The following is a 24774-nucleotide window of genomic DNA, read 5'->3' as shown; positions in this document are numbered from 1 at the left end:
GCAGAATTTTTTTGTACAGTGAGTGAGGAAGTTTTAAATATATGCTAAACTAATCGTAACTTTTACATATGGTTCGCGTCTATCAAAATAAAAGGTTTTGAGATCATAGATTCCAATATGATAAGCGAAAATTTAGAGAATGGTAGGGTACATATGAAGAACATTCGTTGGTTTGCTTTTCTGTTTTTATTTTTACTCCTATTTCCAGAAGAAAGCCACGCTGCATCTTCAAGCTCACATATTCAGTTGGACGGTAAAGATATAAGTGCTGCAGAGGGAGTTCAGATTCAGGAAGTAAAGGGGAATGTGCTGGTCCCACTTCGTCTCATTGTGGAGGAATTAGGTTATAAGGTCAGCTGGGAGCCCAAGACAAGCACTGTAACTATACAGAATCAAAATAGGAATCAGAATCTCAGTCTTCAGGTTAATAATCCCATTGCTACTGTTAACGGACGACAAATGGGATTAGCAGTAGCTCCATTGCTTACAGGAGGTACGACCTATGTTCCGATTCGATTTGTGTCTGAACAGACGGGAATTGATGTGAACTGGAACAGCAAGCTTAAAACAGTGATCCTGACTACTCCAGCTACCTCAAGCGGAAATAGCGAGTCTACCCGCGGCAGATCTGCCACTCAGACTGCTACGAATGCGGAGGAGAGTGCACGTGCGGCTATCAGCCAAATTAGCTTCACTAATCATCAGCTAACCATTGCGGTGAATGGAAAAGTAACCCCCAAAGTAACTACGTTAACTAACGCAGATCGTATTGTGGTAGACATTCCTGATGCAAGACTCTCTGATGATTTTCTATCATCGCAACCTTTGGATAGAGGCGGACAAGGCGCTTTCCCAGTCACCGATGATCCGGACGTGTCACAGGTCAGATACTCTATCTTTAGTGCAAGCCCGGCTTCAGTACGTATTGTGGTTGATCTGAATAGCAGCACATCTTATCATGTACAAAATGCGGATGACGGTAAGGTTGTTATAGCATTGGATCAGAAAACAGAGGAGGCGACACCTGCCGGGCCAGATACACCTATTACACCAGCTGAGCCTTCGATTGCTTCCGACGGACATGCGCAGGGGATTGACGTTTCCCACTACAATGGCAATATTGATTGGCAGCAAGTGGCGGCGGCAGGCAAGACTTTCGCTTTCATTAAAGCAACGGAAGGGACCAAATATCAAGATAGTCAATTTTTAGCGAATGTCCAGGGGGCCAGAGATGCCAACATATTGGTTGGTGCTTACCACTTTTTGAACGCGACTACTGCGGATGGGGCTCGTCAGGAAGCTGCTAATTTTGCCAGGGCTATAGATTCAGCAGGAGGTAGGCTGGATCTGCCTCCTGTGCTTGATTATGAAAATAATCCCAAAAATCTTACTCCCGCACAAATTAGTGAAGTGGCTCATGCTTTTTTGGATGAAATGGAGAAGCTTACCGGGCGTCAGCCGATCGTATACACAGGCAATGTGTTTGCCTCCAAGTTTGACCCTACATTTTCTATGTATAAACTTTGGGTAGCCAGATACAGCACTACGCAAAAGCCGACGGCAGTTCCAGCCTGGAACAGCTGGTGGGCTTGGCAATACAGCAGCACTGGAAGTGTCCCGGGTATTAATGGCGCAGTGGATTTGGATGAATATAACGGAACGATAGATGAACTGCGTTCTTCACTGGCGGCAGAGCTTGAATAACAGGATACATCACGATAAATCCTCGCTTATCCGGATAGGATACGCGAGGATTTGCGTTGTCTGATCATTTAGTGGGGCATAATCCATACGATTTCGGAGATACGGACAAAGAATTTCTTTCCATGTACATCCAAAACGACGTGATCAGGTTTACAATCCACTACGCATCCCTCAATCCTGCCGCGTGTTGTCTCAAGCACAACATAACTGCCGATCGCTGATCTCAATGCTTCAACTACACATGGGTCTACAGGGTATACCACCACATGGTGAGGGGTAAGGTGATGGGGAAAAGGTTGATTGGTGCTGTAACTGAACGCTTGATTCGAATTCAATTGCTTCACTCCTTCAGATTAGTTATGATATCGTATGCTCCTGCCCAGAAAGGGTGTAGGCTAATGCCTATCAAACGGAAAGATTCATAACATTGCCAAAAAGCCCGCTCCATGGGGAAACTCAATACATAAGCTATGTTGTACCCTGAATTAAAGGAGGAACTTATCCATGAGTGAATGTGAAAGAGGTTATGGCGGCGGAGGATACCCAGGTGTTTGGACATCAACAGGAGCTATTCTCGTACTGTTCATTCTGCTGGTCATCATCACCAAGTCTTTATGGGTTTAAATTGAATTGAATAAATTAAACCCCTCATCGGTATATAATCGGTGAGGGGTTTAATCATTTTAGATGATGGGTTGACTGGCATGTATGATAAAGCACCTCAAATAGCAGCGTACTAGCCCTAACACAATGTGCCGGGCTGGACAGCTGTCATATGAGGTGCTTGACATGTGCATACAGGGCATGACACGGACCAAGGATTAAATTAATGCAATTGCAAGCAAGGTGAACAGGCTCAAAGTTAAGATTTGCTGATTAACTCCCCAGTAAGGATAATAGCCGGATGTTCGTACACAACCTTTTCGCTCGGGTTTTAAGTACACGTTATTACGATCGACATCCATAATAGTTCCTACATACTGTTTTCCGTCCATTGTTAGAATACGCACCTTTTGGTTCATACATCTCATGCAGTTGTAATAAGCGTCCATTCCATCACCCCCTCTTGTACATTCGCATTGTATGAGCGGAAGGATCGAATGGTAACGGCGAACATACAGGAAAAGGGGCTTCCCTGGAGCTTAGGCTTTGGGCAGAGCCAAGTCTAATTTTGATAGGGATTAAAGGAAAAACCGGGGTATCCGCTTGTATATACGTAGCTTCTTTCGGGGGTGGGTTGATGATGTGCCACAGTATCGGCAAGTCTCACATGTATGCCCGGTTTTTGAAGCGGCTGCTGCTTGCAATCCTTGGGAGGGCCGATGAGGACGGGCTTTTTAATAGGGCTGAGCGCATCTTGAATTTTATTCTCATTCAGGCAGTACGTATGAGCCAGGATATTACTTGGCGTTAGCCGCAAGACGTCGGAGCCAAGAATGAATTCAGGGATGGGGGCATTAAAAATGGTTAGCAAATGAGTGTTGTCCACCGTAGCAACGATATAATGCCACCATCCCTGAGGGACGTTAGCCACCTGACCAGGTGTAATCGGGAAATGTCGCAACTCGCTGGTAAACGGATTAATCAGCGAGACCGTTACTGCTCCAGTGACGCAGTATACCAATTCTGTGGCATTTTGATGGTAATGGGGCTCTATCACATTTGCCGTACTGAGACGGATCTCTAGCAACGATACATTGGCCAACGTATTCAGTTGCTGGATCGAAAGCTCGCTAATTGAGTTTTGAGCATCCTTTTGAAACAAGATATTATCGCTTAAATCATAGGTAAATTGTACGGAGGGAGAGGTGTAATCCACATATGAATTCACGTGGGGTTTCCTGCCTTTCTGTTATTCCAAATTTGATGACTGTACGCTACCCTATGTATTCGCCTATGCATGTGTGCATGGACAGGTTTGCGCATTCCCGGCGAGTGGAGACGAAAAATAGCGAAAAAAGTCACGTATTCAAGTGTAGTCAGAACGGGACTCATTGTCTTTATTACGCGTCAGTCCTTTAGAACTGGCGTTTATTGGCTGGTGTAGTCTTAGGACCAGAGCCGGATGATACGTAATTGCGGCTTGTGGTATACTGCAACGGACATATGAAAGAAGCTTTGTCCGATTCCATATGTAGCAACGCGTCTTTCCGCAGCTAGGCAATAAGCTATGGCAAAAGAAACATCATCGGATAAACGCCCCTGAGTTGTACAGGCCGGAATGGTTGTACCGGACAGAACATGAAAGAGGAGGTTGTCTGGAATATGAAGAAACTATCTATTCTAATCTTGTCCTGCGCGTGTATGCTGGGTACTGTCTTATCAGTGGCACCGGAGCAAGCACAAGCGCAAGCATCGGCGTTGAAGAAGGGGGTTCAGAGCGTTCGGGTGCTGGAGCTTCAGCAGCAGCTGCATTCGCTCGGTTATTTCAAGGCCGGTTTTACTGGGTACTATGGTTCTCTGACCAGTAAAGCAGTAGCCCGTTTTCAACGAGACAATGGTCTAACGCCTGATGGTGTAGCCGGAGCGGCTACACGAGCCAAGCTGGATTCCTTCGGCAAGGTGCGCTTAACCGCTTTGGAACAGTTGGCCCGTATCATTTATTCGGAGGCACGCGGAGAATCATTTGAAGGACAGGTGGCTGTTGGCGCTGTCGTATTAAACCGTGTACAGTCCAGTGAATTCCCAAGCTCCATTCCGGACGTTATTTTGCAGCCGGGTCAGTTCACCGCTGTACAGGATGGTCAATACCGCCTCAAGCCAAACCAAACCGCATACCGTGCGGCAAGACAAGCGCTGAATGGTGCTGATCCGACGAATGGGTCCTTGTACTATTACAATCCGGCCATTGCCACAGCCAAATGGAGTAAAAGCCGTCCGGCTGTCATTTCGCTCGGCAGGCATACGTTTACGAATTAATTCAATGTAAGCTAATAATTTGTTCTCCGCCACTGCTCTGATAGTCAGAAGTAGTGGCGTTTTTTTGTATATTCACAAATTTGTAAACAATTAGTGGTGATTTTTTTAGATTAATATTAATAAATCTACATATTTTTCCGATATTCTTATAGTCCCATATTCATATGGGGAAAAATTGAAATTAAAGGAGTATTGCTAAAATGAGTCAACATCCTTACAACATTGAAGTGAATCAAGCTATGAAAACGGTACATATGGCGGTGAATGGAGTTTTTAGCCAAGAGGAGTATGACAGTTTCGTAAGAGATTATGCAGCCAAAACTTCGAGCATTCAAGCATCCGTGTTTACCCTTACGGTAGATTGCACCCAAATGGAACTGCTGGGCCCGGAAGAAGTAGAGAAATTGAAGGGCTCTTTTGTGCGTTATAAAGAAACCGGATTTGCCAAAGTAGTTTTTCACATCAGCCTCCAGCAAACAATTATTAAAATGCAGCTCGGTCGTGTAGCACGTGAAGCGGGATTAAACAACGTTGATATTGTTGTAAAATAATGCTCTAAGGTGAGTGCAAGGGGGAACTGCTGGTGAGCCATATTAAGATGAAAGCATTGGGTGTTTATCATCCGTCCCATTCACTGGATAACGAATATTACATTCGCCATTTTGACGAGCAAGGCAAAGATATTCGACGCTTCATGGAGCATATGGGCAGAAAAAATCGTTATATCATTGAGCGTCCGGATGAGAACGGTCTGACGATGGGAATTGCGGCCGCACAAAAAGCGCTGGAACAAGTCGGTATGACAGGTCGTGACGTGGATATGATCGTGTTTTCCACACAAGTTCCTGAGTCGCTGTTCCCGATGAATGCGCTGTTTGTTCACCAAGCGATTGGGGCCAGGCATGACGTAGCAGTGATGGATTCGAATGCAAATTGTGCAGGGATGACAGTAGCTGTTGATCAAGCTAGCCGATCGATGCTGTCCAATCCTGATGTGCGGACAGCGCTTATTATTGGTTCGGATTATAACTCGCTCATTTCCGGTCCCGAGGATGAAATTACTTATGCGAATTATGGAGATGCAGCGTGTGCGGCCATTTTGGAGCGAACAGAAGAGGACACCGGCTTTATAGATTCCATGTATTATACGGACCCGATCAATATAGATAAAATTTTATATCCAGCTCAGGGACTAGCGGCAACACTTCAAAAGAATGCACCCGGAAAATATATTCAGTGGCTTCCGTTTGATGCCAATATGGCATTGCCCCCAACATATGATCTGCTTGAACGTATTTTAAAGAAGAATGGACTGGCACCTCAGGATGTACGGGCTTACTGCCTATCTCAGTTTTCGTTGGCAAATGTGTTGAAGATCCAGGACCATTTGCAGCTGGAGGACGCCCAAATGATCTATGTGGGTGATCGCTATGGCTACACGGGTACCAGTAGCCCGTTCATTGCCTTGTATGAAGGTATTGAATCCGGCCGTATCCGTCGTGGTGATTACGTGCTGTTCTGGACGATTGGAGCCGGATATCAACTGGTTGCTATGCTGTTTAAATATTAAGAATACGAAAGACCTTGCGGCCGCAAGGTCTTTTTTGAGCATTCTGGAAATTAAATGGTTGATAGAAGATATGTTTTCTATAAAAATAAATGTATATGGTGTTTGCGATGTATAGATTGTGTTATGTTCGATTGTTTTGTAAAATTTAAACATTGAATTCATAAAGGGGAGCTTATATTGCGGGTATTTAATAGATTGACAGTTATGGTGAAAAAAACGGACAAAATGTACAGCAGGAGATGAAGCGCGTATGAAGATCGCAAATTTATTTTACGGAGAACGAATTAAACTAGCCGCAGTCAGAGAAGAGGATGCCGAGGTGATGTTCAAATGGGGAGAGGATGCAGAGTACCTGCGAAATGTAGATACGGACTTGGCACTCCCTTACACATTGAAGCAGATGGAGTCAGAAGGGACTCCAAGCTCTAATGAGGTGTATTTTCGGTTAAGAACATTAGCAGATGATGTCTTGATCGGTTTTGTTGCCATACATGGGATTGAGTGGAACAATCGAACCGGGCAGCTTGCAATTGGCATAGGTGATATGGAATATCGCGGTAAAGGTTATGGGGCAGAAGCAGTGCGTCTCATTCTTCGTTATGCCTTTTGTGAATTAAATTTGAACCGGGTCGGATTGGATGTCATTGAATACAATAATCAGGCCATTCGGACCTACGAAAAAGCAGGTTTTCAGCTTGAGGGAAGGGTTCGTTCTGCTGTTCTGCGTGATGGTAATAGCTATGACCGTATCATGATGGGAATCCTGTATTCTGAATGGAGAGCGGCCGTAAAAGGATGATGACTACACAGTTTGTTCATAAAATATTCCATAAAACGCCTTTTAATATGGTAAAAAGAGGTATATAGTTAGATTGTCACATGCTGAAATGGCTGTTCGTTTTGGTATGAGTCAAAGCTGAGGAGGAATTTACATGACAAACATTGTAAGGTCCGTTACTTCACCCAAGAAATTTATTTCTGGTCAAAATCTGCTCTCGTCATTAAATGACTACTTTAAGGATTATGGTGATAAAGCCTTTGTTATTTGTGATGAGTTTATTCTTGAAAGGGCTCAAAAAGAGGCCGGTGCTTCTATTAAAGCAGCTGGTAATCAGGCGGTTTTCGAGAAATTCCAATATGAATGTACAAAAGAAGAAATTGAGCGTAACCGTGAATTGGTGCGTAAGCATGGCTCAAATATCATTATAGGGATTGGCGGCGGTAAAACGCTGGATACTGCCAAGGCAACCGCTTATTATGAAAAGCTGCCTGTCGTTATTTTCCCAACAATAGCTTCTACAGATGCCCCTTGTACCGCGCTCGCGGTTATTTATAAGAAGGACGGCTCCTTTGATGAATATCTGTTCCTGCCTACGAACCCAGACGTGGTACTGGCAGATACAGGCATTTTGGCAGCAGCGCCTGCGCGTTTCTTTGCAGCTGGAATCGGTGATGCGTTAGCGACTTATTTTGAAGCCCGGGCTTGCTATCAGTCCAACGGGGACAACCTGGTTTTGAACAAGTCTTCCACCACAGGACTGGGACTTGCCCGTCTTTGCTATGAAACACTGCTGGAAAATGCAGTGAAGGCCAAACGTGCCGTGGATTGTAAAGTATATACTCGTGCGGTGGAGGACACGATCGAAGCGACCATTTATTTGAGTGGTGTTGGTGCGGAATCAGGTGGGTTGGCAGCAGCACACGCCATTCATAATGGTATGACAGCTGTTCCTTCGCTCCACAAAGCACAGCATGGCGAGAAGGTTACATTTGGTCTGTTAACTCAGCTGGTGCTGGAAAATGCTCCAAAAGAGGAACTGGAAACTGTAATTAAGCTGGTTAAGGATGTAGGTCTCCCATTGACGCTTCATGATTTGGGGGTAGAGGAATTTATTGAGGCCGAATGGCGTCAAGTAGCTGAGGCTGCTTGTGCATCCAATGATACGATGGTCAACATGCCATTTCCAGTCAGTCCTGACGACGTGTACAATGCTATCATTGCAACAAATGCGATAGCAGAATCCTATAAATAATAATTTCCTCTTAAGTTAACGGAAACAGCTTTACAGAAACGGGTCTGTCACATCACTGACAGGCTCGTTTCGTTTAAGCGCAAAATTATATGAAACGGGTAAAGGGTACCAAGGACTTATATCCTATCTTGTTCTGACCGATATACATGTAACAGGGAAACTAGGATGTTACATCAGGAGGAGATTTGATGTTGGTACATGGTAAAACACGAAGGGGCAACTTGTACATCCATATGTCCAGCGGTTTTCACAAAATTGGGGATTTTCGGGAAGAATATTCTGTAGTACCGGGTGATCGGCTAATGTCAAGACTGACCAAGCGGATCTACACCATTGTATCCGTGCATCTTGGTGAAGAGGCATATGCCGATATCGATCTGGAAGAAGTAATCAGAAATAGTTAAGGACTTGATTGGGTTTTATTATAAAAAAGCTTCAACCTCACTCATAGAGCGAAGTTGAAGCTTTTTTGTCCTTTCAGCGGAAAGACTCAAGGAGAAATTCTCGTGTGATAATATTGTTTTGGTTCATAAAATGTCTGATCGCTGCCTGAGAATTGGCTGCAGACAGTTCCTTTCCCCATGTCATGGCATAGGCCCAGGCGGGCTGATTTTGCAACACCTTTGCACTCGGCAAAATGTCACTTTCCCCAATTCCGATAGGCTTGCCCTGCGCAAGCTTTAGCAATTCGGTGTAGTAGGAGGCTTTGTAATCATTGTTGTAGATATCGGCTGCGAGAATATCCACACGATGAATGCCTGGAAAGGTTTGATTATAGGGGGTGCTATATGCGTTCGGAGCATTGGGGCTCCATACCCACAACAGGTTATCCAAATGATGGACACGTACAAACCGATCATACATCAGATCCCACAGCTTGGCGTAATTTTGCTTATTCCCCCACCAAAACCAGCTGCCGTTCATTTCATGATACGGTCTCCATAAAACAGGCACATCTGCGTCTCGCAAGGTCTTAAGTGATAAAGCAGCCTCGTCCAGATCAGCAATCAGCTTTTTATATTGAGGGGTGCCTGGCGTAATGTAACGATTGAATTCAGCTTGAGTCAGTTTAGCCTGTACGTTTTTCCACGTTTTGGGTGTACCCGGTAACGCTTGATGAAAGGTGATAGCTACGATCCCGCCGTCCTCACTCCATCGAATAGCGCTGTCCACAACACGCTGCCGCTGTTCTCGTAAGGCAGTACGGGACTGGTTGGCCAACCCTCCAAACTCATAGCCGTGCAGCCCTGCGTATTGGCCACTGATTTGTTGAAGCTTGTTATTTTGTTCATCCGGTGCCTCCAAGTAATCGTGCTGCCCGGAGATCAGCATGCCAGTCGGCACATTGGAAAGGTAGGCAAGCAGCTGCCTTGCTTTAGCTGAGGCCTGAGCATTAACAGGTGGGGCGGCATCAGCTATGATAAACGATTGCTGAGAGCCGCTAAAAAGTAAAACAAGCATGAGCAGTAGCACCCTCTGTAACCAAAAGCGTATTGAGTGAGATTTCATGGCGCTCCTCCTTTGATGCATGTTATGAGACTAGCTGTTTCCTTTTTGTTTTCCAAGCTGTATGCATGCGCTAATTATAATCACTAGCAGACAAATCATCGTCCAACCATTGAACTCCTGTGAATATACCCAGTTTTTCCATACAATGAGGCCTACTATCAAAGCGAGCAAACCCAGTGTAAGATACATTTTGGTTTGTGCCGGGCGGCGAGTGTGCTTGGAAACCCAATGTATAATGCCCAGAACGATGGCTGACTGAAATAACAACAGACCCAGTATCATTATAGTAGCTAAAAAGAGTGGTGACATCGGTATCCTCCCTCGGAATTACAATCAGAATATGCAGGTATGTACCGGGATGCGGATGCTTGGATGTAAATCCATCAGTGTTGGGGAAGCAGCTATACTCTGATTACGTTCTTGAACAAGTTGACTAAATTATACCATAACTACCGTCCTGCAATGAAAGGCGTCTAAATACCTACTCTGCCCTAATTCGCCATCATACTTTATATTCAGTGAAATATCGACACTTGGTGATACACTTCATAAATATGAAGACATCGTGGAAAATATACAGCAAGTAGCAAATGGTAAGTGCAGTATGAAAACAGTGCGAATTCGGAGGTAAAGTTTGGTATCATTAAGAATGAAATATTCAAAATCAATCGAATAGATGAGCAAAATGAAGGAGATGAAATGGTGTTAAAGGCAGCATTACTTTTTATTTTGGCTGGCATCGCTGAAATTGGAGGAGGATATTTGATCTGGCAATGGCTGCGTGAAGGGAAGACATGGTATGTCGGACTTTGCGGCGGAGTGATTTTGGCTGTGTATGGGATCATTGCAACCTTTCAGGTTTTCTCCTCCTTTGGGCGTGTGTATGCAGCATACGGAGGTGTTTTTATTGTTCTTTCTATTGCATGGGGCTGGTGGATTGATAAAAAAACACCTGATATGTACGATATTATTGGTGGATTGATTTGTTTGGTTGGTATTGCTGTCATACTTATTCCCCGCTCAGGGTGATAGGACAAAAAACCCTTTTTTATTTTATAAAACATGACTATTGATCTACAAAATCAGGCTTCATATTCCGAAATAGAACTTAAGGAGGGGGTTCTATGAACTGGAATCAAATGAAGCTTAGATTGAAACTAGGAAAAGCTTTGCCGAAGACTGAAGGTAATTTCTCTGTAGGTATTGTGTGTGGGCTTGTCATCAGCACTATGCTGTGGATTTCAATTATTGGCTGGATTATGCTTATTTTTAAGTGATTTTGCGAAATCACTGTATATACGCAGACTCAATTATATGTAGATCACTAGGTCTGTTTTCCTATGCTTTATTTTGTAAAATCGTTCCGCAGCTTATCGATTCCATGGCCTACGGCTTCATCGATCATGTCGGTAGCAGCAGGTGTATCGGCATCGGCGTCAGGAATACGATTAAATCCCGGCTCGCGCTTGTCCAGGGATTGTTTGTGCTTGATTTGATCGACAGTACGCTTCTTTTCTTCGGAGTTATTTTCTTTCATAGCGTTTTACAAGCTCCTTTTAGGTCAGTATTTTGCAAAATTCCTCAGGTATATATTTCAGATGCCACACTTTACATAAACGCCAACGCTCTGACTAAATGTTGATAAAAATAAAACCGGGAAGGAACTGCATCCCGCCCGGCACTTCCCAAACAACTAGCGACGCCCAATCAGATCAATCGCTCCCAGAACAACATGAGCCAGTCCGAAACCGAGAATGCCTGTAGCTGCAAGTTTGTACCTACTGCTTAGCAACGCAGCGCCTGAAGCCGATACTACCGTTCCGAGAACAGCTGGAATCATACCTTCACGCATTCGTAACACCCCTTCTGGTAGTTTGGAAAGACGTTTATTAGTGTAATTCAAATGAGCTAAAGTTATTCAAACAGATTATTTTATTAATTTTGAAAAAAACACTTTACAATGTGATGAAATTGTCGTATTATATGTTGGTGACCAATTGAACGGTATTTACAAAATGAGAACAAAAGTTGAATGTTTCTCTGATACTTGTAAGACAAGTAAGTGTAAAAATAACGTTCCTAAATGCATGCCGGGGTGGCGGAATTGGCAGACGCACAGGACTTAAAATCCTGCGGTAGGTGACTACCGTACCGGTTCGATCCCGGTCCTCGGCATTTCAACGTTTTACCCCGATCACATCAGCGTTAAATGGACGAAAATAACGCAAGGTCCTGCGTACCTGCGGAGTATTCCGATTTAGGTACACAGGACCGACGAAGCGCCTCACCGTTAATATGCGGAGGAGGCGTTTTTATTTTGGCAAGATTACGGAGTATAAAACCAGACGCAGGTAACCGAACGGACTGGCGTCAGCTTCTCACGGAGTTCAAGGCGCATAAGAAGTTAGAGGACGGAGTCGGCGATTATACGCTACACGACTACGATCGGGCCGTTAGGCTGCTATTCAAGCGGTTTCCAAACGCATGGGACTCGGAAAAAGCCTTGAGGGACGCGGTAATGGAACACCTAGCGGAGGACATCGCGCCGCCAACGTTTAATAACCGACTCGTCTACTTGCGCACGTTCTTTAACTACTGTATAAGAGAAGGCGAGCTATCCGCGAACCCCCTCGCAAGTGTGAAGAAACGCAAGACGGAGAACCGAGCCGTCGCCGTCGAAATTGACGTATTGAATGCGTTACTGGCCGCGCCCAATCAAAGCACGTTCGTCGGTCTACGCGACTATACGCTTATCCTTCTAACGCTCGATACAGGCATACGTCCGTCGGAGGGTACGAAGCTAATACCGCAGGATTTTAACGCATCTTTGCGGGAAATTTACGTACCGGCAAAAGTGGCGAAAGGCCGTGTTGCCCGGACGCTTCCTATATCGGAGACTACAACGAAGGCGATGCGGAAATTGATATCGGTGCGTGCGCCTGAATGGGGTGACGACGTTCCGATATTCTGCTCGTACGAAGGGCGGCCACTCAACCGCCATACATGGGGCGACCGAATGGAGATATACTGCAAAAAGATCGGAACGCATATTCGACCGTATGATCTGCGACATGTATTCGCGTTGGAGTTCTTACGTAATGGAGCGAATGCCTTTGCGGCGCAGCGAGCTCTCGGCCATTCCACGATGGAAATGACACGGCGTTACGTAGCGCTTGTAAACGATGATTTAAAAACGGAGCACGCGAAGGCGAGTCCGGTTGATCGGCTATTTAAGAGTACGAAGGCAAAACGGAATACGAAAATATAAAATGTATGTGCGTAACGCTCATCTCTTCGGAGGTGGGCGTTATTTTTCTATGAGAGTTATAAAATGGTAGGCAGTCAGAGGGGAGGTGTTGTATAATTAAGCAAGCAAGGCATAGCAAAAAGCGGTACTCTCTATGTCGGGGGAGGTGACCGCCTATGACTGTATATGAAACGTTGTCGATTATGATAAATTTCGCAACACTCGTTTTTGTAATGACAAACGGAAAATAGCCGTTATCTTTGGCCAGATTCTCTGCTATTTTCCGTAAGTCCATACCTAGACAGGGCCGGGCTATGTCTTGCGGCTTTACTAACCAAGCTTCATTTTATTTCACTCTTGATACTCTTATTGTACATAATTTAATTATTTTTGTATATAAGGATGTCTATTTTAAGTAGATTTATTCTTATCGCATCCGTTGTCGGTCTTGCGTAAGTACGGAGTAGCGCCTGACTTTGGCATGTGGCAAATCGGCGTCGACGTCGTTTCATATGCGTTAATCGGGACTGGCGTGTACAGTACGTTTAAAACGGAGAAGAAGGCGGAAGATATGACGGAGTAATAACGGATACAAGCGGACTTGCCTGCGGGTGGGTCCGCTATTTTTAGTGACAACGTACTAGTCCGATGGTATTATTAGGTAAACATAATATGGCGGAGGATCGTTGTTAAATGAAGGATAAATTTTACGGAGTTTTGGGCGCGTTTGTTGTGCTGTTAGTTATACTTGCAATCGGTGGAAAGCTCACTGTAGATAAGACGGAGCCCCCTGCATCTGTCCAAGCACAGCCAGTCATACAATCGGAGACACCTGCGGAACCAGCGAAGCCCGTAGTCGAACAAAAGGAGCCAGAGTTCAATTGGGCGACCGCTGAAGTTAACGAAGAAAACGTCCGCCATGCACTCAAGGATAATGTAGGGGCTGCAATGGCTATCCCGCTAACGGATGAGACATTCCGTAGGTATGGGGCAAGTTCAGATTTAAAAGGCGAATATATCGAGATTACAGTCAATCCGGGGCTTTTTTTGGACGAGAAAGACTTCGTTAAGAAAGCGGGCGGTTCGCTAATTGCGTACTCAAAGGTGCTGTTCCAAAATCCGAGGGTGTACGAGGTATCTGTATCTACAAATATAGACAATGTTGGTGGCGGGGAGAACGATGCAGTTTACATATCGTGGAGACGCGATCAAACAAAGGGTGTAGATTATGATAAGGTACTCGATAATATGTTCGGAGATTATACGACACCGTACCAACTTGCTCGTAAGTATTCGATTCAACCGGATATTTACCGTAAGTTGGAAAGCTTCGGTCTTCCGAAAGAGAATAACCTTTAGTTTGGCGTAATTTACCGTATTTTCACCGCAAATAAGCGCCGTAACTCCGCCCAGAATACCCGCGTAAGGGTAACGCCATAAACGCCTAATATCACGTTAAAAGCCCGTGTCCTCAACGTAGAGGATTGCGGGCTTTTCGTCGTTTATACGAGGGAGTTTAACTCCATTATCGGTGCTGCCCGCGCTGTATTGCACGGATAAGCTCTTCATTTCGCAAGTCAGCTTTGTGGCTGTTTACAACGACCAGTGCGTGGATGACACCGGGCACGAAGAAAAATAGACACAGTATAAAATTTAAAATAGCCTGGCCGGGTTTACCACAAAGTAGAACCGCCAGCGGTGGAATCAGAATAGCAAGAAGGTATCGCATCAGATGTAACCCCTTTTACGTTTATTTACTTTGAGCACAATTTTATCAGATAGAGGGGAATTATACTACGAAAAAATTGGGAATTTTACCCTCGGCGGTTGCGCACGCACGGCTTCTAACGTATCGCACATAAGGCCGTAATCGTCCTCCGCTTTTTCTGCGCGTGCCTCCGCAAGTTCCCGCGCCTCTCGTTCGGCCTTGAGCGCGGCTTTAACTTCGCGTAATTCGCGGACAGTCATTTCGTCTGGAACCTTCGTAACACCGGATTTGAGCGTATGTTCGCGAGCGCGTTCTTCAGGCGGAAGCGTTGCGATTTCGTAGAGAGCTTTTAAGGTAGAGGTATGTATCCCCGGGGATACATCAGCGCCGAACTCCTCAAAGACTGTGATGAAACGGTGTGCGTGCATCCGCTTGAAATCGACGCTCCCTTCAAGCCACCGTATCCAACCGCCCGCCCCCTCTCGTTGTCGAGCGAGGCTCCTTTCGTCTGCTTTCGCGCTGTCCGATTTCGCATCGCGTACGGACTTGAGGCGGCGTCCTATTTCGAAGATAGCCTCGCCAGCAACGCGTTTGTATGCGTTGATTTCCGCAGTTATCGTAGGTAAATCGGATGATAAAGTTACGATTTCACTCACGTTGATTCCTCCTTTCGTTTGAATTTGCGCCCATTGCGACAAGTCATCGGAAATCGCGGTACGCCTTGACCGTAGCGATAATGAGATACGCCCTTCAATACTTCTCCGTCTAGTTTGGAATACCTGAATATGGTAATATAGGGGCAGGACTATAATTCGAAAGAGGCTAAAATATGAGCGATTCTCAATCACTAGAAGATAGTTTTTTAGATTTTTATGAGCCGTATTTTCCAAACAGAGAGGAGGCACAGTCTTTTATTGAATCTTGTTACATTAGAGAAAACCCCTTACCAAGAAGAATTCTGAACTATACGGAGAGACTCATCAGATTAGGCGAGGAAGCTGGTAAGGGTAGAGGAGGACATGGAATTCAAGTTACACACTTTGTTATATGTATAGAATCGCTATTCCATCTTCTTAATCCTGATGAGAATGTTGAGAATGTTAATCGCTTAGGAAGAATTAAATATTTCTTTGAAGAATATACATCAAAACAAGATAAGAGTCGGCTCCGTAAAGGTGTTGCAAGGTCCATTGCGGATTCACGAGGTCTTGATGGAAGTCTAGATATGGAACACATTGCGAGAATTTTCAGCGAGGTACGAAATAAGTACATTCATGAAGGCGTATTCTACGAATTTTCATTTCCTACTGAGGAGAAGGAAATGGATGAGGAAGGCGTAAGCTACGAAGTCTCACTACTAAATGATCTGGTACTTAAAGAATATCGTAAAGATAACAAGGAGCGTCGGCTTTATAAAATCACTATTACTTACAAAGAGGTAAGGGATATCATGGTACGTTCCTGCCTATGTTTCTTAGATAAGCAGATAAAAATTCTAGATCAAACTCCTTAGGGTTGATATGTGAGTTAACGGATATAGACAGCGACCAATTTATAGGATTGCTGTCTTTTTGCTGTTTAAATTCGAATTAGAGCCTTCACTTAGGTGGTCTTTCTAAGCCTCGTCGTATATCCTCACCGTAAAATTGTCGTGAAATAGCCCGTCTAGTCCTATGTTAAGGGGTACGCAAGGGAACGGAGGATAGGCGCTAATTTAACGCAAAAAGACCGTAAAATTAACGGTCTTCTTTTTTTGGCTCAGTACTTTCTTTGGCATCTTGGGGTATGTAATCAATACGGATTAGCTTTGTTATATCGTCTATTTCCAGTACGTTAATAATCTTCTCTAGTACCTGACGTGGAAACATTTTATTCTTGTTTCTTACCAACTCCGAAATTGTCGCCTCTCGAATACCAGTTAATTCCGAGAGCTTCTTCTGCTCCCAACCTTTCTCAAGTAAAAGATTTTTCAAATCACAGACGAGTGCTCTATTACTCAAAAATTTCCCCTTCTTTCTTTTAAACGCTACAGCAGAATATAAATACGAAAAACGTAATTTAAGTGTTGACAATAACGAAAAACGTAATTATAGTTAAATTACGAAATACGTAATCGAATAAGAAAAAGTTTCATTCACATTCCAAGTAACATCGTACTGTTCCGAAGCATCACGCAATTCATCCTATAATCCCGCTAGGAGGCGCAATCATATGTCAATCACGTTAGGTTTCATCCGTAATCGTCGCGACAACCTCGTCATCATCACGGTCGGCAACGGCCGCAAACGTCAAGAACTCCGCATTACATCGGAATTATTCTTCACTATTATACCGCAAGCTAATCCGTTTCTCTACGGTGGTAATGTCAAAGCTACTCCGGCACAGCTCGTTGAACTCGGCTTTGAGTTGGACGCAGAAATGAAACGGGAAGTCTTCCGTGTTGTTCGTCCGCTAGTTACACCGGCTCAAGTCCGCTACGTACTCGATCCGATCACGGGGAACTACATACTTCGGTACATCGGCACACGTCAGGAACTCGCCATACAACCGCGAGCTTTTTGGAAGATAGCCGGAGTCAGTCAGCGGTCACCACTCGGTAGTTTAACGCTGTCAATGGACGTCATGAATGAGCTCGGATTCATCGTCGGGAAGGGAGGCGTAAGGGTTGAACCCAGTAAGCTATTTATCAACTACGCGTAACATCATATTATCACGTAAGGCTCGTCGGTGCATCATTGCGGTTCTCAAGTTTATCTACAGTGTCGTACTGATCGCAAAGGAAGTGCTGACGTAATGACGTACTTGGAAATTTTCACGGATTATCGGCTTGGTTCGGAAACGCCGGGCGATGCGCTAATGATCGCGTCCCGTTTCTATATACTCGCGGTCGGCAACGTTTTAGAGAGTCCGCATTTCACCGACGCAGAACGGATTGAGACGTTAAAAGAACTAGATACAGCGTTTAACAACGTATTTCCGAATGGGGGCGTTTGAGTATGGGGGAATCAATCGTATTAGAACGGGCGGCGCTGGCCTACGGACCTTACGACCTGCCGCATATGTATGAGCTCGTAGAGGGCGTTTTATACGCTGATCACTACTTTTTCCATCTTGAGAACGGTATTTTATGGCTTCGTCACGTCCGCAAAGTCGACCACCCGGAGCATTCGCACTTATTTATCGACGGAGACTCGGGCGGTCTGCAACTTGTGGGAAACGTTCAGCGCGACTTATTGGAAGTAGTCACGGAAACGCTCGATCGACTCCGGGCTATGGACGGCTTGACGTTTCTGCTCGACGAACTCTTATGGCTCGAAGACCGCGGTGACCTCGTATTGAATGTCGTTAAGAAAAAGGGGTAACACGTCCTCCGATGAACCTAAACGCAAACGGCTCGACGCCAATCGTTCCGTCTACTTAAATGGGGAGGAGACGCGCATGTATTACCCGGCTGCCTTTGCGCCAACATCGGTGGTCAAACGTTTCATTTCCGTACTGTCAGCGCCAACTGGCGGAGTGCCTACGGAATAGTTGGCGACGTCGCCAAGTTTGAGTGCGTACGAATGATGTCCGTACTCTTCGACGCCAATCGGAGGGATCGTCATACGGACGTCAGGCCTGCGCTAACAGGTCACTGCTTTAACGCTGAGAAGCGCTAACTGCTCGGCAATCCCGGGCGGTCTACGTAAGACGCGCCAACGTCTCGTAGGCTGGCCGGTTCCTTCAATAATTCCTACGTCCGGATACGGCAATATCCGTCAGGCAGGCGTAGTTCACATAGATCTTTCATCCTCGGACGACCGGTCGGTAAATCTGGTTCAGGCACCGGTCGTCCGCTTGTTATATCGAGTAATACGGAATATGAGAACATAGGTTCCGTTTTTTGCGAAAAAAGTTATTTGTTCACGTTTTAGACACAATTAGAGTGTGCGGGAATGTTTACGTGCCCCAACTTTGCGATTTCGTGTCCTATTTATATATAGGGGGATAAATTCTCGCAGTCCTGTGCGGAATCAAAATTCGTTGTAGATAATACAGTATCCGATGTGCGAAACGGCCATCGATCGGCGTGTTATCTATGACGGAGAAAATAAACTTCCGCAAAAGTGTGTCACGAGAGGTTGGACGGCGTTGAAGTAGGTGTACGGCGGTTACGACGTCAGAAAAGTGTGCGAAACGCGTGCGGACTTTCTATATTCTTGTGTGCATAACGACGCCGCGCATTCGGTTAAGTAGGTAGACCGCGGTTAACCGCATCTCATAAAACCAAACGAAAAGGGAGCGATCTTATAATGAACGAAACTCACGATTTCTTTGACGTAACGCAACTCTTAACGGAGCTTACTGAAGTTAGAAAGGATTTAGAGCTTAGTACAACTAGATTTGTACTCTCAGTTATGAGCGCCCATAACGAAATTTTAGATTCTATCAGAAAAGCCACTACTGCTCATACCCTTGTTATAGAAGAAAATGTAACGTATTCGGGGTTCGTACGACTTGTTGAGCAGGAAGAGTTAAAGATTAGATCACGCGTTTTTGAATTGTCTGAATATAAAGCGCCCTACGGTCTCAAGATGAAATATTCTCAGTTTAATACTGACTTACAGAAATTTCACGAGAGCATTAATGCACTTTTACAGCCTTATAAAAATCTCAACGAGCACGATTTAGAAACACGTTGCGACGAGGTCAAGGCGGCAGTAGCGGCTCACTCAGAGTCAATGGGTTACTTCTACACTCACGCGACAACCTTATTGAATCGAGAAGTAGCAAAAGCTCTTGAGCTCTAATAAATAAAACGCGGCGGCTCCGTTGTGGGTTGCCGCTCAATTATCTTACGAAGGAGGGAACGCGATGGCAATTGATACAACGAAATCACTCGCGCATGATGAGGGATTTCCACGTGTACCGAATATCGTATATCGAATGTACCCGCTACTGGACGGGTTTACGTTGGAAACTGTCGGTTTATACGGGTATCTCAAATCATGGCGTCAGAATAAATCAGGTCACCGTATGTACGGGAAAGCTTGGTTGAATCAAAAAGAAATATCCGCACAGACCGGCATGTCACCATATAGAATACGTAAACACGTCGACATACTGCAAGAACACGGTCTCCTCAAGGTTACGAAGTCATCCCGAACCGCAAACAAATTAATATATGAACCGCTAGAGCCATTAACTGAGGCAGAATTTAGGCTACTACACAAGGCGGAAATAGAGAGATTCGCTAGAGAACTTGACAGGCTAGAGAGTGAACTGGAAGCCGATCGCGCTCGTCTCACAGAGAAGCAGGAGGAATTTGAACGAAAGCAGATAGCCGGTACCGATGTTTTTTAGTCGATACGAAACTACTTAATAACCAAGATTAAGACGTTTAGTATCCGTTATTCACTTACTTAACTAGAGAAAGAATAAGAAGAAAGAGTAATAAGAGAGAATAATAAATAATTCCGGAGCTCAGACCTGTTTCGGGATAGAAGACCACTATCCCTCACGCGTCGTCATTCGCTTACGCTCATTCCTAGCGAAGTATCATGCGTGCATTAGGGTAGTCACATATAGATTTTTGCGTGAAAACTTCTACCAAGGAAGAACAACAGATACGTGGACATCAAAATATTAAGTTTCCATATAGGAGGGGATTAGATGGAAGCAGCCAAAAAGTTAGTTGAATACCAACATAGTCCGCAACTTGAACTCATCGTCACGCCGGACGTAGACAGATATGATTATTCTGGGGAATCCTGCGAATTGTTCCCAAACTGGACGCGTGCCAACTACCGGGCCTATGCTAAGCATCCGCTTGAGCTGAGACTGAGGATAGCGGAGACAATGGTCGAACTATATAACGCCTATTATTTCAATGCTCACATAGGCGGTGACGGCAGGTTTCAGACGCGGCTCGATAAACAGCGCTTGGAACGGCTGGCGGATTATGTTCTCGCTGAGGATCATGTTAACGGGTTGTCAATTTTACGCGACCCATACGACAAACCTCGTGATCGTGACGTTGATGTTCCGCCAGGTGAGGGCGCGCGAGACTTCATGAGGAAGCACAATGTACGGATTTACTGTGAGGCTGACGCAGAGGGTATCGCCGAGAAAATGGGCGTCAAGCTATGTCGTGTGTGCCGTTACCCTTTCGAGGGCCGCGCGAGTAAAGTGGACTGCGGACCTAGTTGTCGCCGAGTATCTAAGACGCTGTGGGAACGCCACGACAGATACGGAACTGTCGAACTTGAGGGTGAGCGAAACCGCACGCAATTGGAGTACGGTTTCTACAATCCACAGGAGATGGAGAACCTACAGGAGCGCTCTGAGCGGTCATTCGGAAATCCAAAGAAAATCGCGAATATGATTGATGCGAAGAAGCGAAAGGAAGGGCACGGTCGAAAGAATACTGTGCAGCTCGTGGATAAGAAGGGCACTGAGAGTGCGGGCTATCTAGATGGGGAATATAGATGGACAAGTAACCGGAACAAATACAAGGGCAATGAACATTCCATATGGTGGGGGCCAGTAGTCACGTATAACATGTACGAACAACCATTGACAGAGGAGTTTGTAGAATGCCGCAAGCCCCGTACTGTCCACATTTCCGCCTAAGTTGGGAAGGGAACTAACGTTCCCGTTAATTTTATTTAAGGGACACGCGTTATTACAAATAGGACAAGGGGGTCTGTGATAATGGATGGGACAGGAGTTCGCGGCATCCGCGTTATGGCTGGTATGACACAGGCAGGCTTTGCGGAGGCTTTATCCGTAAGTCAGTCCTGTATATCTGACGTTGAAAATGGTCGCCGAACTGTTTCCCGTGACCTGCGAATCAAGATCGCGCAGGTTTTCGGAACGGGTGACGACGTTTTAGCTGCAATTCAACGTGCAAAGGAATCGACTAAGTTGGCGCTTTGACGGGCGTCTTTATTTTTATACCAATACTTTAATGCTTTAAATTATGAAAGGAGAACGCGAACATGTTAAACAACGGGGTTAACCAGTACCATACGGTCGTAACGTACGCTGATGTTTCCGTGACATTCGGTGACTCCGTATCCCGTGCGTGGATTCGATTTGCCGCGCCTATGATCGCGGAAGAGGAACGGAGACGCAGACGAAAGGGGAAACGGAAATGAGCGATCAATGTACGCAAGTTATCCATAAGCAAGAGGGCGGCCAGGATATCGTTAAGATTTACGACGCGTCCGGCATTGATACACTGACAGGGACTTGGCCTGTTAATGCAGAGAGGACACCGCTAGAAAGCGCTGTTGATGCGCTATGGTCCGGGTACTTCGAGGTACAAGACCGGCGTCACCTTTTCGGGAAATATCCGGTTGCCGTGGTGTCAAACGTCAATGGAGCGGTGGACCAGTTTGTTAAAGAGTTTGAAGGGGAGGAATCAGCGTGAGCAAATTCATTAACTCAAAAACGTGGACAGGCGGCGTCGGTACCGGCGACGAGATCGCCAGCATCGGCCCGTCACTCGGTATCAGTCGGAAGGAGTCGGATAAGCCGGCGAGAGTAAAGCGTAAATCCGGTGTAGTTTCGTACTTTAGCGATCGGGGCTACGGGTTCATCTCGTCCGGTGAGGATCGCGTATTCTTCCATCTATCCGACTGCGAATCGTTCGATACGGCGGAGGTGCCGGTCGGCTTGCACATGAGTTACGTATTAACGGAGGGTAGAGGCGGCAAGCCTGCGGCGAAGGACGTACAAGCAAACTAAACTAAAAGGGGAAATGAAAATGAGTTACGCAAAAGCAAAGGCAAGTTTACAGAGAGCACGCGAAATTGAACAATCCTCAACTGGTATGATGCTGGAATATAGAAGGAAACTCTCCGCTGAACTTTCACAGATAGAATCGGACCGCCGCCTCACCGAAGAGGGCAAGCAGGAGGTCAAAGCCGAAGCTAAACAAAAGCATGCGATTGAATTCTTGCAAAAAACACACACGATGAGACAAAAGTACGTCGCGAACATCAAAAAGACAATCCAGGAAGCCGAAAAGGTGATTTACACGCCGCCGAGAAAGCCGGATGCGACGAAACTCGGCCGATTTGAGGACGCTTTCCGGTCACTGAAAACGGAATTAATGTTCGCCACGTCGCAGAAGTCGGCGTTTGATAAGCTGCGCGGCTTCATCGAAAAGTTGGATGATCCGTACCTTGCGAAGCTTGTCCGGGACGACTTTGCGGAGCTCACAACGAAAGTCCTCGCTACTCCAGGGGACGGTAACTCCCAAAAAGGCACTGGCGCTGCAGCGGTAACGACTTCCGTCCGTAGAGAACTCGGCGAGATGTACGACGGTTTGATGAGGCCGTTTCAAAGCGAGGATTTTCGCGGGGCCAGCGAAGTCCTTGAGATTGCGCAAATGCTCGTTGAGGATTCACGCATTCACCGTAGCGTTATCGTAAACAGCGCGGCAGAAGAAACATTCGGGGCGGATTATGCGCGCTATATCAACGATACGGATTCGTTTTTTGTTAAACATCCAGAATACACGCCAAAGCCGTTTGTGGACGAAGAGGGGGACCGTATCCGCCAAACTGAGGAAGACTTGGCTTGGATTTATAAAGACGACGAGAATCAGACGTTAAGCGTTGGGGCAGGAAAGGCGGCGGAGTAATGAGCGATGGTGTTTTAGAGACCGCAAATAAACGCCTTGTCCGGGCGGAGTTTCTGGTCGTGTCAAGAAATGCTGGCGTGCTTCCGGATGCACTCGACGCCGCGTACACACTGGCGGACTTGTCCGGCGTATCCATTGACGATAACGGCAAGGTGTGGGGAGTTGATGACGCGATTGAAACACTTAGGACTAGGAGTGGTTATTTATTTGCACCAGTAGAGCCAGCGAAGCCGAAAGCTATTGGCAGTTGGTACTTATAAGTTGGCAAACGGCGATACGATTACACAAAAAGACCTAGACGACGTAGAACGCCTCACACGCCAGAATAGTTCGATTGATAATCTCGCCCTTTACACGAGAATTAAACGTGCGTCAACGTCTTAACGCTTTATATCGATATCACAGAGGTCCTTCGGGGCGTCTTTTTTAATTCCAAAAAAAACACATACGGAGGCTGATTATATGACAGCAAGCAGACTTGAAGCGTTACTCGGAGCCACTACGGATTTACAGGAGGGCGTGTACATCCCTCGTTTGAAAACGGACTTCATCGTCAAGGCGCTCGACGAAGACTCGATTGAACGGGCTCGTTCACAAGCAACCACGGGCAAAGACGGCTCTGTAGATGGTTCGCTATTTAATCGGTTGCTCATCGCAAAAAGCGCAGCCGATCCGGATTTTAGCGACAAGTCGCTCCGTGACCATTACGAAGCTTCCGACGCAGCCGACGTCGTTAAAAAGGCGTTATTGCCTGGCGAGCAATCTCGCTTGATTCAGGCGGTCTTGGCGCTGTCCGGCTTCGTAGGAGATACGGAGCTTATCCAAGACGCAAAAAACTAATTAAGTCGGGCGGAGAGTCGTATGTGCTGCATGAAATCTTTCAGCGGCACGGCATCCCGCCCGACGAGGTTTACGCCAAAGACCGGAGACACCGGATGTTTATGTACGCGTCGATGATGCTCCAGTTCGAACGGGAAGCGAAGGCGGCGCAACAACGATAGGGGGAGTAGTATGTCGGACAATATATCGGCGGGTTTTGAGCGCGTAGTTCCGATCACGGCGTTACTGGCGGAGATCATTACGTATAGGCGGCCGGGTAACTACGGATTCCGGACAAACCACGCGGAGCAGTACGCAACGTGGACGGAGACAGCCGTACAGTTTGAGGATTCCGATATTCACACGATTAGGACCGTTGGCTATCACATGCGTAGGCTTTCGGATGCACTAGAGAAAGCGGATAACGCTGTGGATCGCGGTCGAAATGCAATGCGTCAAACGTTAACCGTACACGATGCGCTGCGTAAGTTGCTGCGTGCGATCGACCGTTATCGGGAGTGGGTGGTACGGAGTGTCGTTTGATTTAATCGGGCATTTGCGGTTAAGAGATGAGATGAGCAGCAAGCTCAGTAAGGCTATGAGCGGCATGATGAAGTTTGGAGCAGCGGCGGG

Annotated in this window: 37 protein-coding genes and 1 tRNA gene; 28 read left to right on the top strand and 10 right to left on the bottom strand. The window is 46.0% G+C overall.

Translation table 11 applies throughout. The features are described 5' to 3' along the window. Positions 1-153: 153 nt before the first annotated feature. Positions 154-1704 carry a GH25 family lysozyme gene (locus WG8_RS15400; RefSeq protein ID WP_007431146.1) on the top strand — a complete coding sequence of 517 codons (1551 nt, stop codon included), beginning with the start codon at positions 154-156 and terminating at the stop codon, positions 1702-1704. 68 nt (positions 1705-1772) lie between these two features. On the opposite strand, the gene WG8_RS26625 is transcribed toward WG8_RS15400, so the two are convergent. The 3 genes from WG8_RS26625 to WG8_RS15390 all read right to left on the bottom strand — a co-directional run bounded on the left by WG8_RS26625 (position 1773) and on the right by WG8_RS15390 (position 3535). Then, a complete protein-coding gene (locus tag WG8_RS26625; protein WP_007431145.1) occupies positions 1773-2039 on the bottom strand; it encodes a DUF2642 domain-containing protein in 267 nt (88 codons plus the stop codon). Between the two features lie 486 nt (positions 2040-2525). Continuing rightward, entirely contained in the window at positions 2526-2756 is a 231-nt protein-coding gene (locus WG8_RS15395; protein WP_007431143.1) for a hypothetical protein, read from the bottom strand. A 113-nt stretch (positions 2757-2869) separates the two neighbouring features. Next, positions 2870-3535: a cupin domain-containing protein gene (locus WG8_RS15390; protein ID WP_007431142.1), complete on the bottom strand. Its 666-nt coding sequence runs from the start codon at positions 3533-3535 to the stop codon at positions 2870-2872. A 434-nt stretch (positions 3536-3969) separates the two neighbouring features. Between WG8_RS15390 and WG8_RS15385 the strand changes: the two genes are divergently transcribed. From WG8_RS15385 to WG8_RS15360, 6 genes are all read left to right on the top strand, one after another. Then, positions 3970-4623, top strand: a complete 654-nt coding sequence (locus tag WG8_RS15385; protein ID WP_007431141.1) for a cell wall hydrolase — start codon at positions 3970-3972, stop codon at positions 4621-4623. A 200-nt stretch (positions 4624-4823) separates the two neighbouring features. Next, a complete protein-coding gene (locus WG8_RS15380; protein ID WP_007431140.1) occupies positions 4824-5174 on the top strand; it encodes a hypothetical protein in 351 nt (116 codons plus the stop codon). A gap of 32 nt (positions 5175-5206) precedes the next feature. Beyond that, on the top strand, positions 5207-6193 hold the full coding sequence (locus WG8_RS15375) for a ketoacyl-ACP synthase III (RefSeq protein ID WP_007431139.1): 987 nt from the start codon (positions 5207-5209) through the stop codon (positions 6191-6193). Positions 6194-6443: 250 nt separating this feature from the next. Further along, a complete protein-coding gene (locus tag WG8_RS15370; RefSeq protein WP_007431138.1) occupies positions 6444-6992 on the top strand; it encodes a GNAT family N-acetyltransferase in 549 nt (182 codons plus the stop codon). A 133-nt stretch (positions 6993-7125) separates the two neighbouring features. Then, the gene (locus WG8_RS15365) at positions 7126-8226 is read left to right on the top strand and encodes a glycerol dehydrogenase (RefSeq protein ID WP_007431137.1); all 1101 of its coding nucleotides are present in this window, start codon (positions 7126-7128) and stop codon (positions 8224-8226) included. A gap of 188 nt (positions 8227-8414) precedes the next feature. Next, positions 8415-8630 carry a hypothetical protein gene (locus WG8_RS15360; RefSeq protein ID WP_007431136.1) on the top strand — a complete coding sequence of 72 codons (216 nt, stop codon included), beginning with the start codon at positions 8415-8417 and terminating at the stop codon, positions 8628-8630. Between the two features lie 73 nt (positions 8631-8703). Here the strand turns inward: WG8_RS15360 and WG8_RS15355 are convergent, their stop codons facing one another. Further along, positions 8704-9735 carry a glycosyl hydrolase gene (locus WG8_RS15355; protein ID WP_043891097.1) on the bottom strand — a complete coding sequence of 344 codons (1032 nt, stop codon included), beginning with the start codon at positions 9733-9735 and terminating at the stop codon, positions 8704-8706. Positions 9736-10437: 702 nt separating this feature from the next. Between WG8_RS15355 and WG8_RS15345 the strand changes: the two genes are divergently transcribed. Both WG8_RS15345 and WG8_RS27430 read left to right on the top strand, forming a co-directional pair. Continuing rightward, on the top strand, positions 10438-10764 hold the full coding sequence (locus WG8_RS15345) for a YnfA family protein (RefSeq protein ID WP_043891174.1): 327 nt from the start codon (positions 10438-10440) through the stop codon (positions 10762-10764). Between the two features lie 95 nt (positions 10765-10859). Next, positions 10860-11012: a hypothetical protein gene (locus tag WG8_RS27430; protein WP_007431132.1), complete on the top strand. Its 153-nt coding sequence runs from the start codon at positions 10860-10862 to the stop codon at positions 11010-11012. A 68-nt stretch (positions 11013-11080) separates the two neighbouring features. On the opposite strand, the gene WG8_RS15340 is transcribed toward WG8_RS27430, so the two are convergent. Both WG8_RS15340 and WG8_RS15335 read right to left on the bottom strand, forming a co-directional pair. Next, entirely contained in the window at positions 11081-11272 is a 192-nt protein-coding gene (locus WG8_RS15340; protein ID WP_007431131.1) for a hypothetical protein, read from the bottom strand. Positions 11273-11428: 156 nt separating this feature from the next. Then, a complete protein-coding gene (locus WG8_RS15335; RefSeq protein ID WP_007431130.1) occupies positions 11429-11587 on the bottom strand; it encodes a hypothetical protein in 159 nt (52 codons plus the stop codon). Between the two features lie 237 nt (positions 11588-11824). On the opposite strand from WG8_RS15335, the gene WG8_RS15330 reads away from it, so the two are divergent. The 4 genes from WG8_RS15330 (at position 11825) to WG8_RS15320 (ending at position 14341) form a co-directional block, all read left to right on the top strand. Further along, positions 11825-11910, top strand: a tRNA-Leu gene (locus WG8_RS15330). 142 nt (positions 11911-12052) lie between these two features. Further along, positions 12053-13003, top strand: a complete 951-nt coding sequence (locus tag WG8_RS15325; RefSeq protein ID WP_007431129.1) for a tyrosine-type recombinase/integrase — start codon at positions 12053-12055, stop codon at positions 13001-13003. A 155-nt stretch (positions 13004-13158) separates the two neighbouring features. Next, complete coding sequence (locus WG8_RS29545) at positions 13159-13233, top strand: putative holin-like toxin (protein ID WP_411829320.1); 75 nt, start codon at positions 13159-13161, stop codon at positions 13231-13233. Positions 13234-13675: 442 nt separating this feature from the next. Next, positions 13676-14341 carry a hypothetical protein gene (locus WG8_RS15320; RefSeq protein WP_007431127.1) on the top strand — a complete coding sequence of 222 codons (666 nt, stop codon included), beginning with the start codon at positions 13676-13678 and terminating at the stop codon, positions 14339-14341. A 166-nt stretch (positions 14342-14507) separates the two neighbouring features. On the opposite strand, the gene WG8_RS15315 is transcribed toward WG8_RS15320, so the two are convergent. Beyond that, a complete protein-coding gene (locus WG8_RS15315; protein ID WP_007431126.1) occupies positions 14508-14711 on the bottom strand; it encodes a YqaE/Pmp3 family membrane protein in 204 nt (67 codons plus the stop codon). Positions 14712-14776: 65 nt separating this feature from the next. After that, the gene (locus WG8_RS15310) at positions 14777-15346 is read right to left on the bottom strand and encodes a DUF3102 domain-containing protein (RefSeq protein WP_007431125.1); all 570 of its coding nucleotides are present in this window, start codon (positions 15344-15346) and stop codon (positions 14777-14779) included. 173 nt (positions 15347-15519) lie between these two features. Between WG8_RS15310 and WG8_RS15305 the strand changes: the two genes are divergently transcribed. After that, positions 15520-16203, top strand: a complete 684-nt coding sequence (locus WG8_RS15305; RefSeq protein ID WP_043891096.1) for a hypothetical protein — start codon at positions 15520-15522, stop codon at positions 16201-16203. 223 nt (positions 16204-16426) lie between these two features. Here WG8_RS15305 and WG8_RS15300 read toward each other — a convergent pair whose 3' ends face one another. Beyond that, positions 16427-16690 carry a helix-turn-helix domain-containing protein gene (locus tag WG8_RS15300; protein WP_007431124.1) on the bottom strand — a complete coding sequence of 88 codons (264 nt, stop codon included), beginning with the start codon at positions 16688-16690 and terminating at the stop codon, positions 16427-16429. A gap of 211 nt (positions 16691-16901) precedes the next feature. Between WG8_RS15300 and WG8_RS15295 the strand changes: the two genes are divergently transcribed. The 3 genes from WG8_RS15295 to WG8_RS15285 all read left to right on the top strand — a co-directional run bounded on the left by WG8_RS15295 (position 16902) and on the right by WG8_RS15285 (position 18052). Continuing rightward, positions 16902-17390, top strand: coding sequence for a hypothetical protein (locus WG8_RS15295; protein WP_007431123.1), 489 nt, complete (start codon positions 16902-16904; stop codon positions 17388-17390). Positions 17391-17483: 93 nt separating this feature from the next. Beyond that, positions 17484-17684, top strand: coding sequence for a hypothetical protein (locus tag WG8_RS15290; RefSeq protein WP_007431122.1), 201 nt, complete (start codon positions 17484-17486; stop codon positions 17682-17684). Between the two features lie 2 nt (positions 17685-17686). Further along, positions 17687-18052 carry a hypothetical protein gene (locus tag WG8_RS15285; RefSeq protein WP_007431121.1) on the top strand — a complete coding sequence of 122 codons (366 nt, stop codon included), beginning with the start codon at positions 17687-17689 and terminating at the stop codon, positions 18050-18052. Between the two features lie 81 nt (positions 18053-18133). Here the strand turns inward: WG8_RS15285 and WG8_RS27160 are convergent, their stop codons facing one another. Continuing rightward, on the bottom strand, positions 18134-18295 hold the full coding sequence (locus WG8_RS27160) for a hypothetical protein (RefSeq protein WP_007431120.1): 162 nt from the start codon (positions 18293-18295) through the stop codon (positions 18134-18136). 687 nt (positions 18296-18982) lie between these two features. On the opposite strand from WG8_RS27160, the gene WG8_RS15280 reads away from it, so the two are divergent. The 11 genes from WG8_RS15280 (at position 18983) to WG8_RS15235 (ending at position 24684) form a co-directional block, all read left to right on the top strand. After that, positions 18983-19480 carry a hypothetical protein gene (locus WG8_RS15280; RefSeq protein ID WP_007431119.1) on the top strand — a complete coding sequence of 166 codons (498 nt, stop codon included), beginning with the start codon at positions 18983-18985 and terminating at the stop codon, positions 19478-19480. Positions 19481-19544: 64 nt separating this feature from the next. Then, entirely contained in the window at positions 19545-20033 is a 489-nt protein-coding gene (locus WG8_RS15275; RefSeq protein WP_007431118.1) for a hypothetical protein, read from the top strand. Positions 20034-20342: 309 nt separating this feature from the next. Continuing rightward, complete coding sequence (locus WG8_RS15270) at positions 20343-21302, top strand: hypothetical protein (protein WP_007431117.1); 960 nt, start codon at positions 20343-20345, stop codon at positions 21300-21302. An 81-nt stretch (positions 21303-21383) separates the two neighbouring features. Next, positions 21384-21608, top strand: coding sequence for a helix-turn-helix transcriptional regulator (locus WG8_RS15265; protein WP_007431116.1), 225 nt, complete (start codon positions 21384-21386; stop codon positions 21606-21608). A 62-nt stretch (positions 21609-21670) separates the two neighbouring features. Beyond that, positions 21671-21829 (top strand): hypothetical protein, encoded by a 159-nt coding sequence (locus WG8_RS27425; RefSeq protein WP_007431115.1) that lies wholly within the window; start codon positions 21671-21673, stop codon positions 21827-21829. Then, positions 21826-22104, top strand: coding sequence for a hypothetical protein (locus WG8_RS15260; protein ID WP_007431114.1), 279 nt, complete (start codon positions 21826-21828; stop codon positions 22102-22104). Before WG8_RS27425 ends, WG8_RS15260 begins: the two co-directional genes overlap by 4 nt. Continuing rightward, positions 22101-22421 carry a cold-shock protein gene (locus tag WG8_RS15255; protein WP_007431113.1) on the top strand — a complete coding sequence of 107 codons (321 nt, stop codon included), beginning with the start codon at positions 22101-22103 and terminating at the stop codon, positions 22419-22421. Before WG8_RS15260 ends, WG8_RS15255 begins: the two co-directional genes overlap by 4 nt. A 19-nt stretch (positions 22422-22440) precedes the next feature. Next, positions 22441-23322, top strand: coding sequence for a hypothetical protein (locus WG8_RS15250; protein WP_007431112.1), 882 nt, complete (start codon positions 22441-22443; stop codon positions 23320-23322). A 59-nt stretch (positions 23323-23381) separates the two neighbouring features. Then, positions 23382-23582, top strand: coding sequence for a phage scaffolding protein (locus tag WG8_RS15245; RefSeq protein WP_232289110.1), 201 nt, complete (start codon positions 23382-23384; stop codon positions 23580-23582). A 202-nt stretch (positions 23583-23784) separates the two neighbouring features. Then, on the top strand, positions 23785-24162 hold the full coding sequence (locus WG8_RS15240) for a phage tail assembly chaperone (RefSeq protein ID WP_007431110.1): 378 nt from the start codon (positions 23785-23787) through the stop codon (positions 24160-24162). 171 nt (positions 24163-24333) lie between these two features. After that, positions 24334-24684, top strand: a complete 351-nt coding sequence (locus WG8_RS15235) for a hypothetical protein (protein ID WP_007431108.1) — start codon at positions 24334-24336, stop codon at positions 24682-24684. Positions 24685-24774 lie beyond the last annotated feature (90 nt).

Source organism: Paenibacillus sp. Aloe-11, from assembly GCF_000245715.1.
GTDB lineage: Bacteria > Bacillota > Bacilli > Paenibacillales > Paenibacillaceae > Paenibacillus > Paenibacillus kribbensis.
The sequence above is the reverse complement of the archived record's forward strand: the minus strand, read 5'-3'. Positions and strand labels throughout refer to the sequence as shown.

Coding starts and splice junctions, on each gene's coding strand:
- WG8_RS15400 (WP_007431146.1), top strand. CDS start 154: ATGAAGAACATTCGTTGGTTTGCTTTTCTGTTTTTATTTTTACTCCTA.
- WG8_RS15395 (WP_007431143.1), bottom strand. CDS start 2,756: ATGGACGCTTATTACAACTGCATGAGATGTATGAACCAAAAGGTGCGT.
- WG8_RS15385 (WP_007431141.1), top strand. CDS start 3,970: ATGAAGAAACTATCTATTCTAATCTTGTCCTGCGCGTGTATGCTGGGT.
- WG8_RS15380 (WP_007431140.1), top strand. CDS start 4,824: ATGAGTCAACATCCTTACAACATTGAAGTGAATCAAGCTATGAAAACG.
- WG8_RS15370 (WP_007431138.1), top strand. CDS start 6,444: ATGAAGATCGCAAATTTATTTTACGGAGAACGAATTAAACTAGCCGCA.
- WG8_RS15365 (WP_007431137.1), top strand. CDS start 7,126: ATGACAAACATTGTAAGGTCCGTTACTTCACCCAAGAAATTTATTTCT.
- WG8_RS15360 (WP_007431136.1), top strand. CDS start 8,415: ATGTTGGTACATGGTAAAACACGAAGGGGCAACTTGTACATCCATATG.
- WG8_RS15355 (WP_043891097.1), bottom strand. CDS start 9,735: ATGAAATCTCACTCAATACGCTTTTGGTTACAGAGGGTGCTACTGCTC.
- WG8_RS27430 (WP_007431132.1), top strand. CDS start 10,860: ATGAACTGGAATCAAATGAAGCTTAGATTGAAACTAGGAAAAGCTTTG.
- WG8_RS15340 (WP_007431131.1), bottom strand. CDS start 11,272: ATGAAAGAAAATAACTCCGAAGAAAAGAAGCGTACTGTCGATCAAATC.
- WG8_RS15335 (WP_007431130.1), bottom strand. CDS start 11,587: ATGCGTGAAGGTATGATTCCAGCTGTTCTCGGAACGGTAGTATCGGCT.
- WG8_RS15320 (WP_007431127.1), top strand. CDS start 13,676: ATGAAGGATAAATTTTACGGAGTTTTGGGCGCGTTTGTTGTGCTGTTA.
- WG8_RS15315 (WP_007431126.1), bottom strand. CDS start 14,711: ATGCGATACCTTCTTGCTATTCTGATTCCACCGCTGGCGGTTCTACTT.
- WG8_RS15305 (WP_043891096.1), top strand. CDS start 15,520: ATGAGCGATTCTCAATCACTAGAAGATAGTTTTTTAGATTTTTATGAG.
- WG8_RS15295 (WP_007431123.1), top strand. CDS start 16,902: ATGTCAATCACGTTAGGTTTCATCCGTAATCGTCGCGACAACCTCGTC.
- WG8_RS15290 (WP_007431122.1), top strand. CDS start 17,484: ATGACGTACTTGGAAATTTTCACGGATTATCGGCTTGGTTCGGAAACG.
- WG8_RS15285 (WP_007431121.1), top strand. CDS start 17,687: ATGGGGGAATCAATCGTATTAGAACGGGCGGCGCTGGCCTACGGACCT.
- WG8_RS27160 (WP_007431120.1), bottom strand. CDS start 18,295: ATGACGATCCCTCCGATTGGCGTCGAAGAGTACGGACATCATTCGTAC.
- WG8_RS15280 (WP_007431119.1), top strand. CDS start 18,983: ATGAACGAAACTCACGATTTCTTTGACGTAACGCAACTCTTAACGGAG.
- WG8_RS15275 (WP_007431118.1), top strand. CDS start 19,545: ATGGCAATTGATACAACGAAATCACTCGCGCATGATGAGGGATTTCCA.
- WG8_RS15270 (WP_007431117.1), top strand. CDS start 20,343: ATGGAAGCAGCCAAAAAGTTAGTTGAATACCAACATAGTCCGCAACTT.
- WG8_RS15265 (WP_007431116.1), top strand. CDS start 21,384: ATGGATGGGACAGGAGTTCGCGGCATCCGCGTTATGGCTGGTATGACA.
- WG8_RS27425 (WP_007431115.1), top strand. CDS start 21,671: ATGTTAAACAACGGGGTTAACCAGTACCATACGGTCGTAACGTACGCT.
- WG8_RS15260 (WP_007431114.1), top strand. CDS start 21,826: ATGAGCGATCAATGTACGCAAGTTATCCATAAGCAAGAGGGCGGCCAG.
- WG8_RS15250 (WP_007431112.1), top strand. CDS start 22,441: ATGAGTTACGCAAAAGCAAAGGCAAGTTTACAGAGAGCACGCGAAATT.
- WG8_RS15240 (WP_007431110.1), top strand. CDS start 23,785: ATGACAGCAAGCAGACTTGAAGCGTTACTCGGAGCCACTACGGATTTA.
- WG8_RS15235 (WP_007431108.1), top strand. CDS start 24,334: ATGTCGGACAATATATCGGCGGGTTTTGAGCGCGTAGTTCCGATCACG.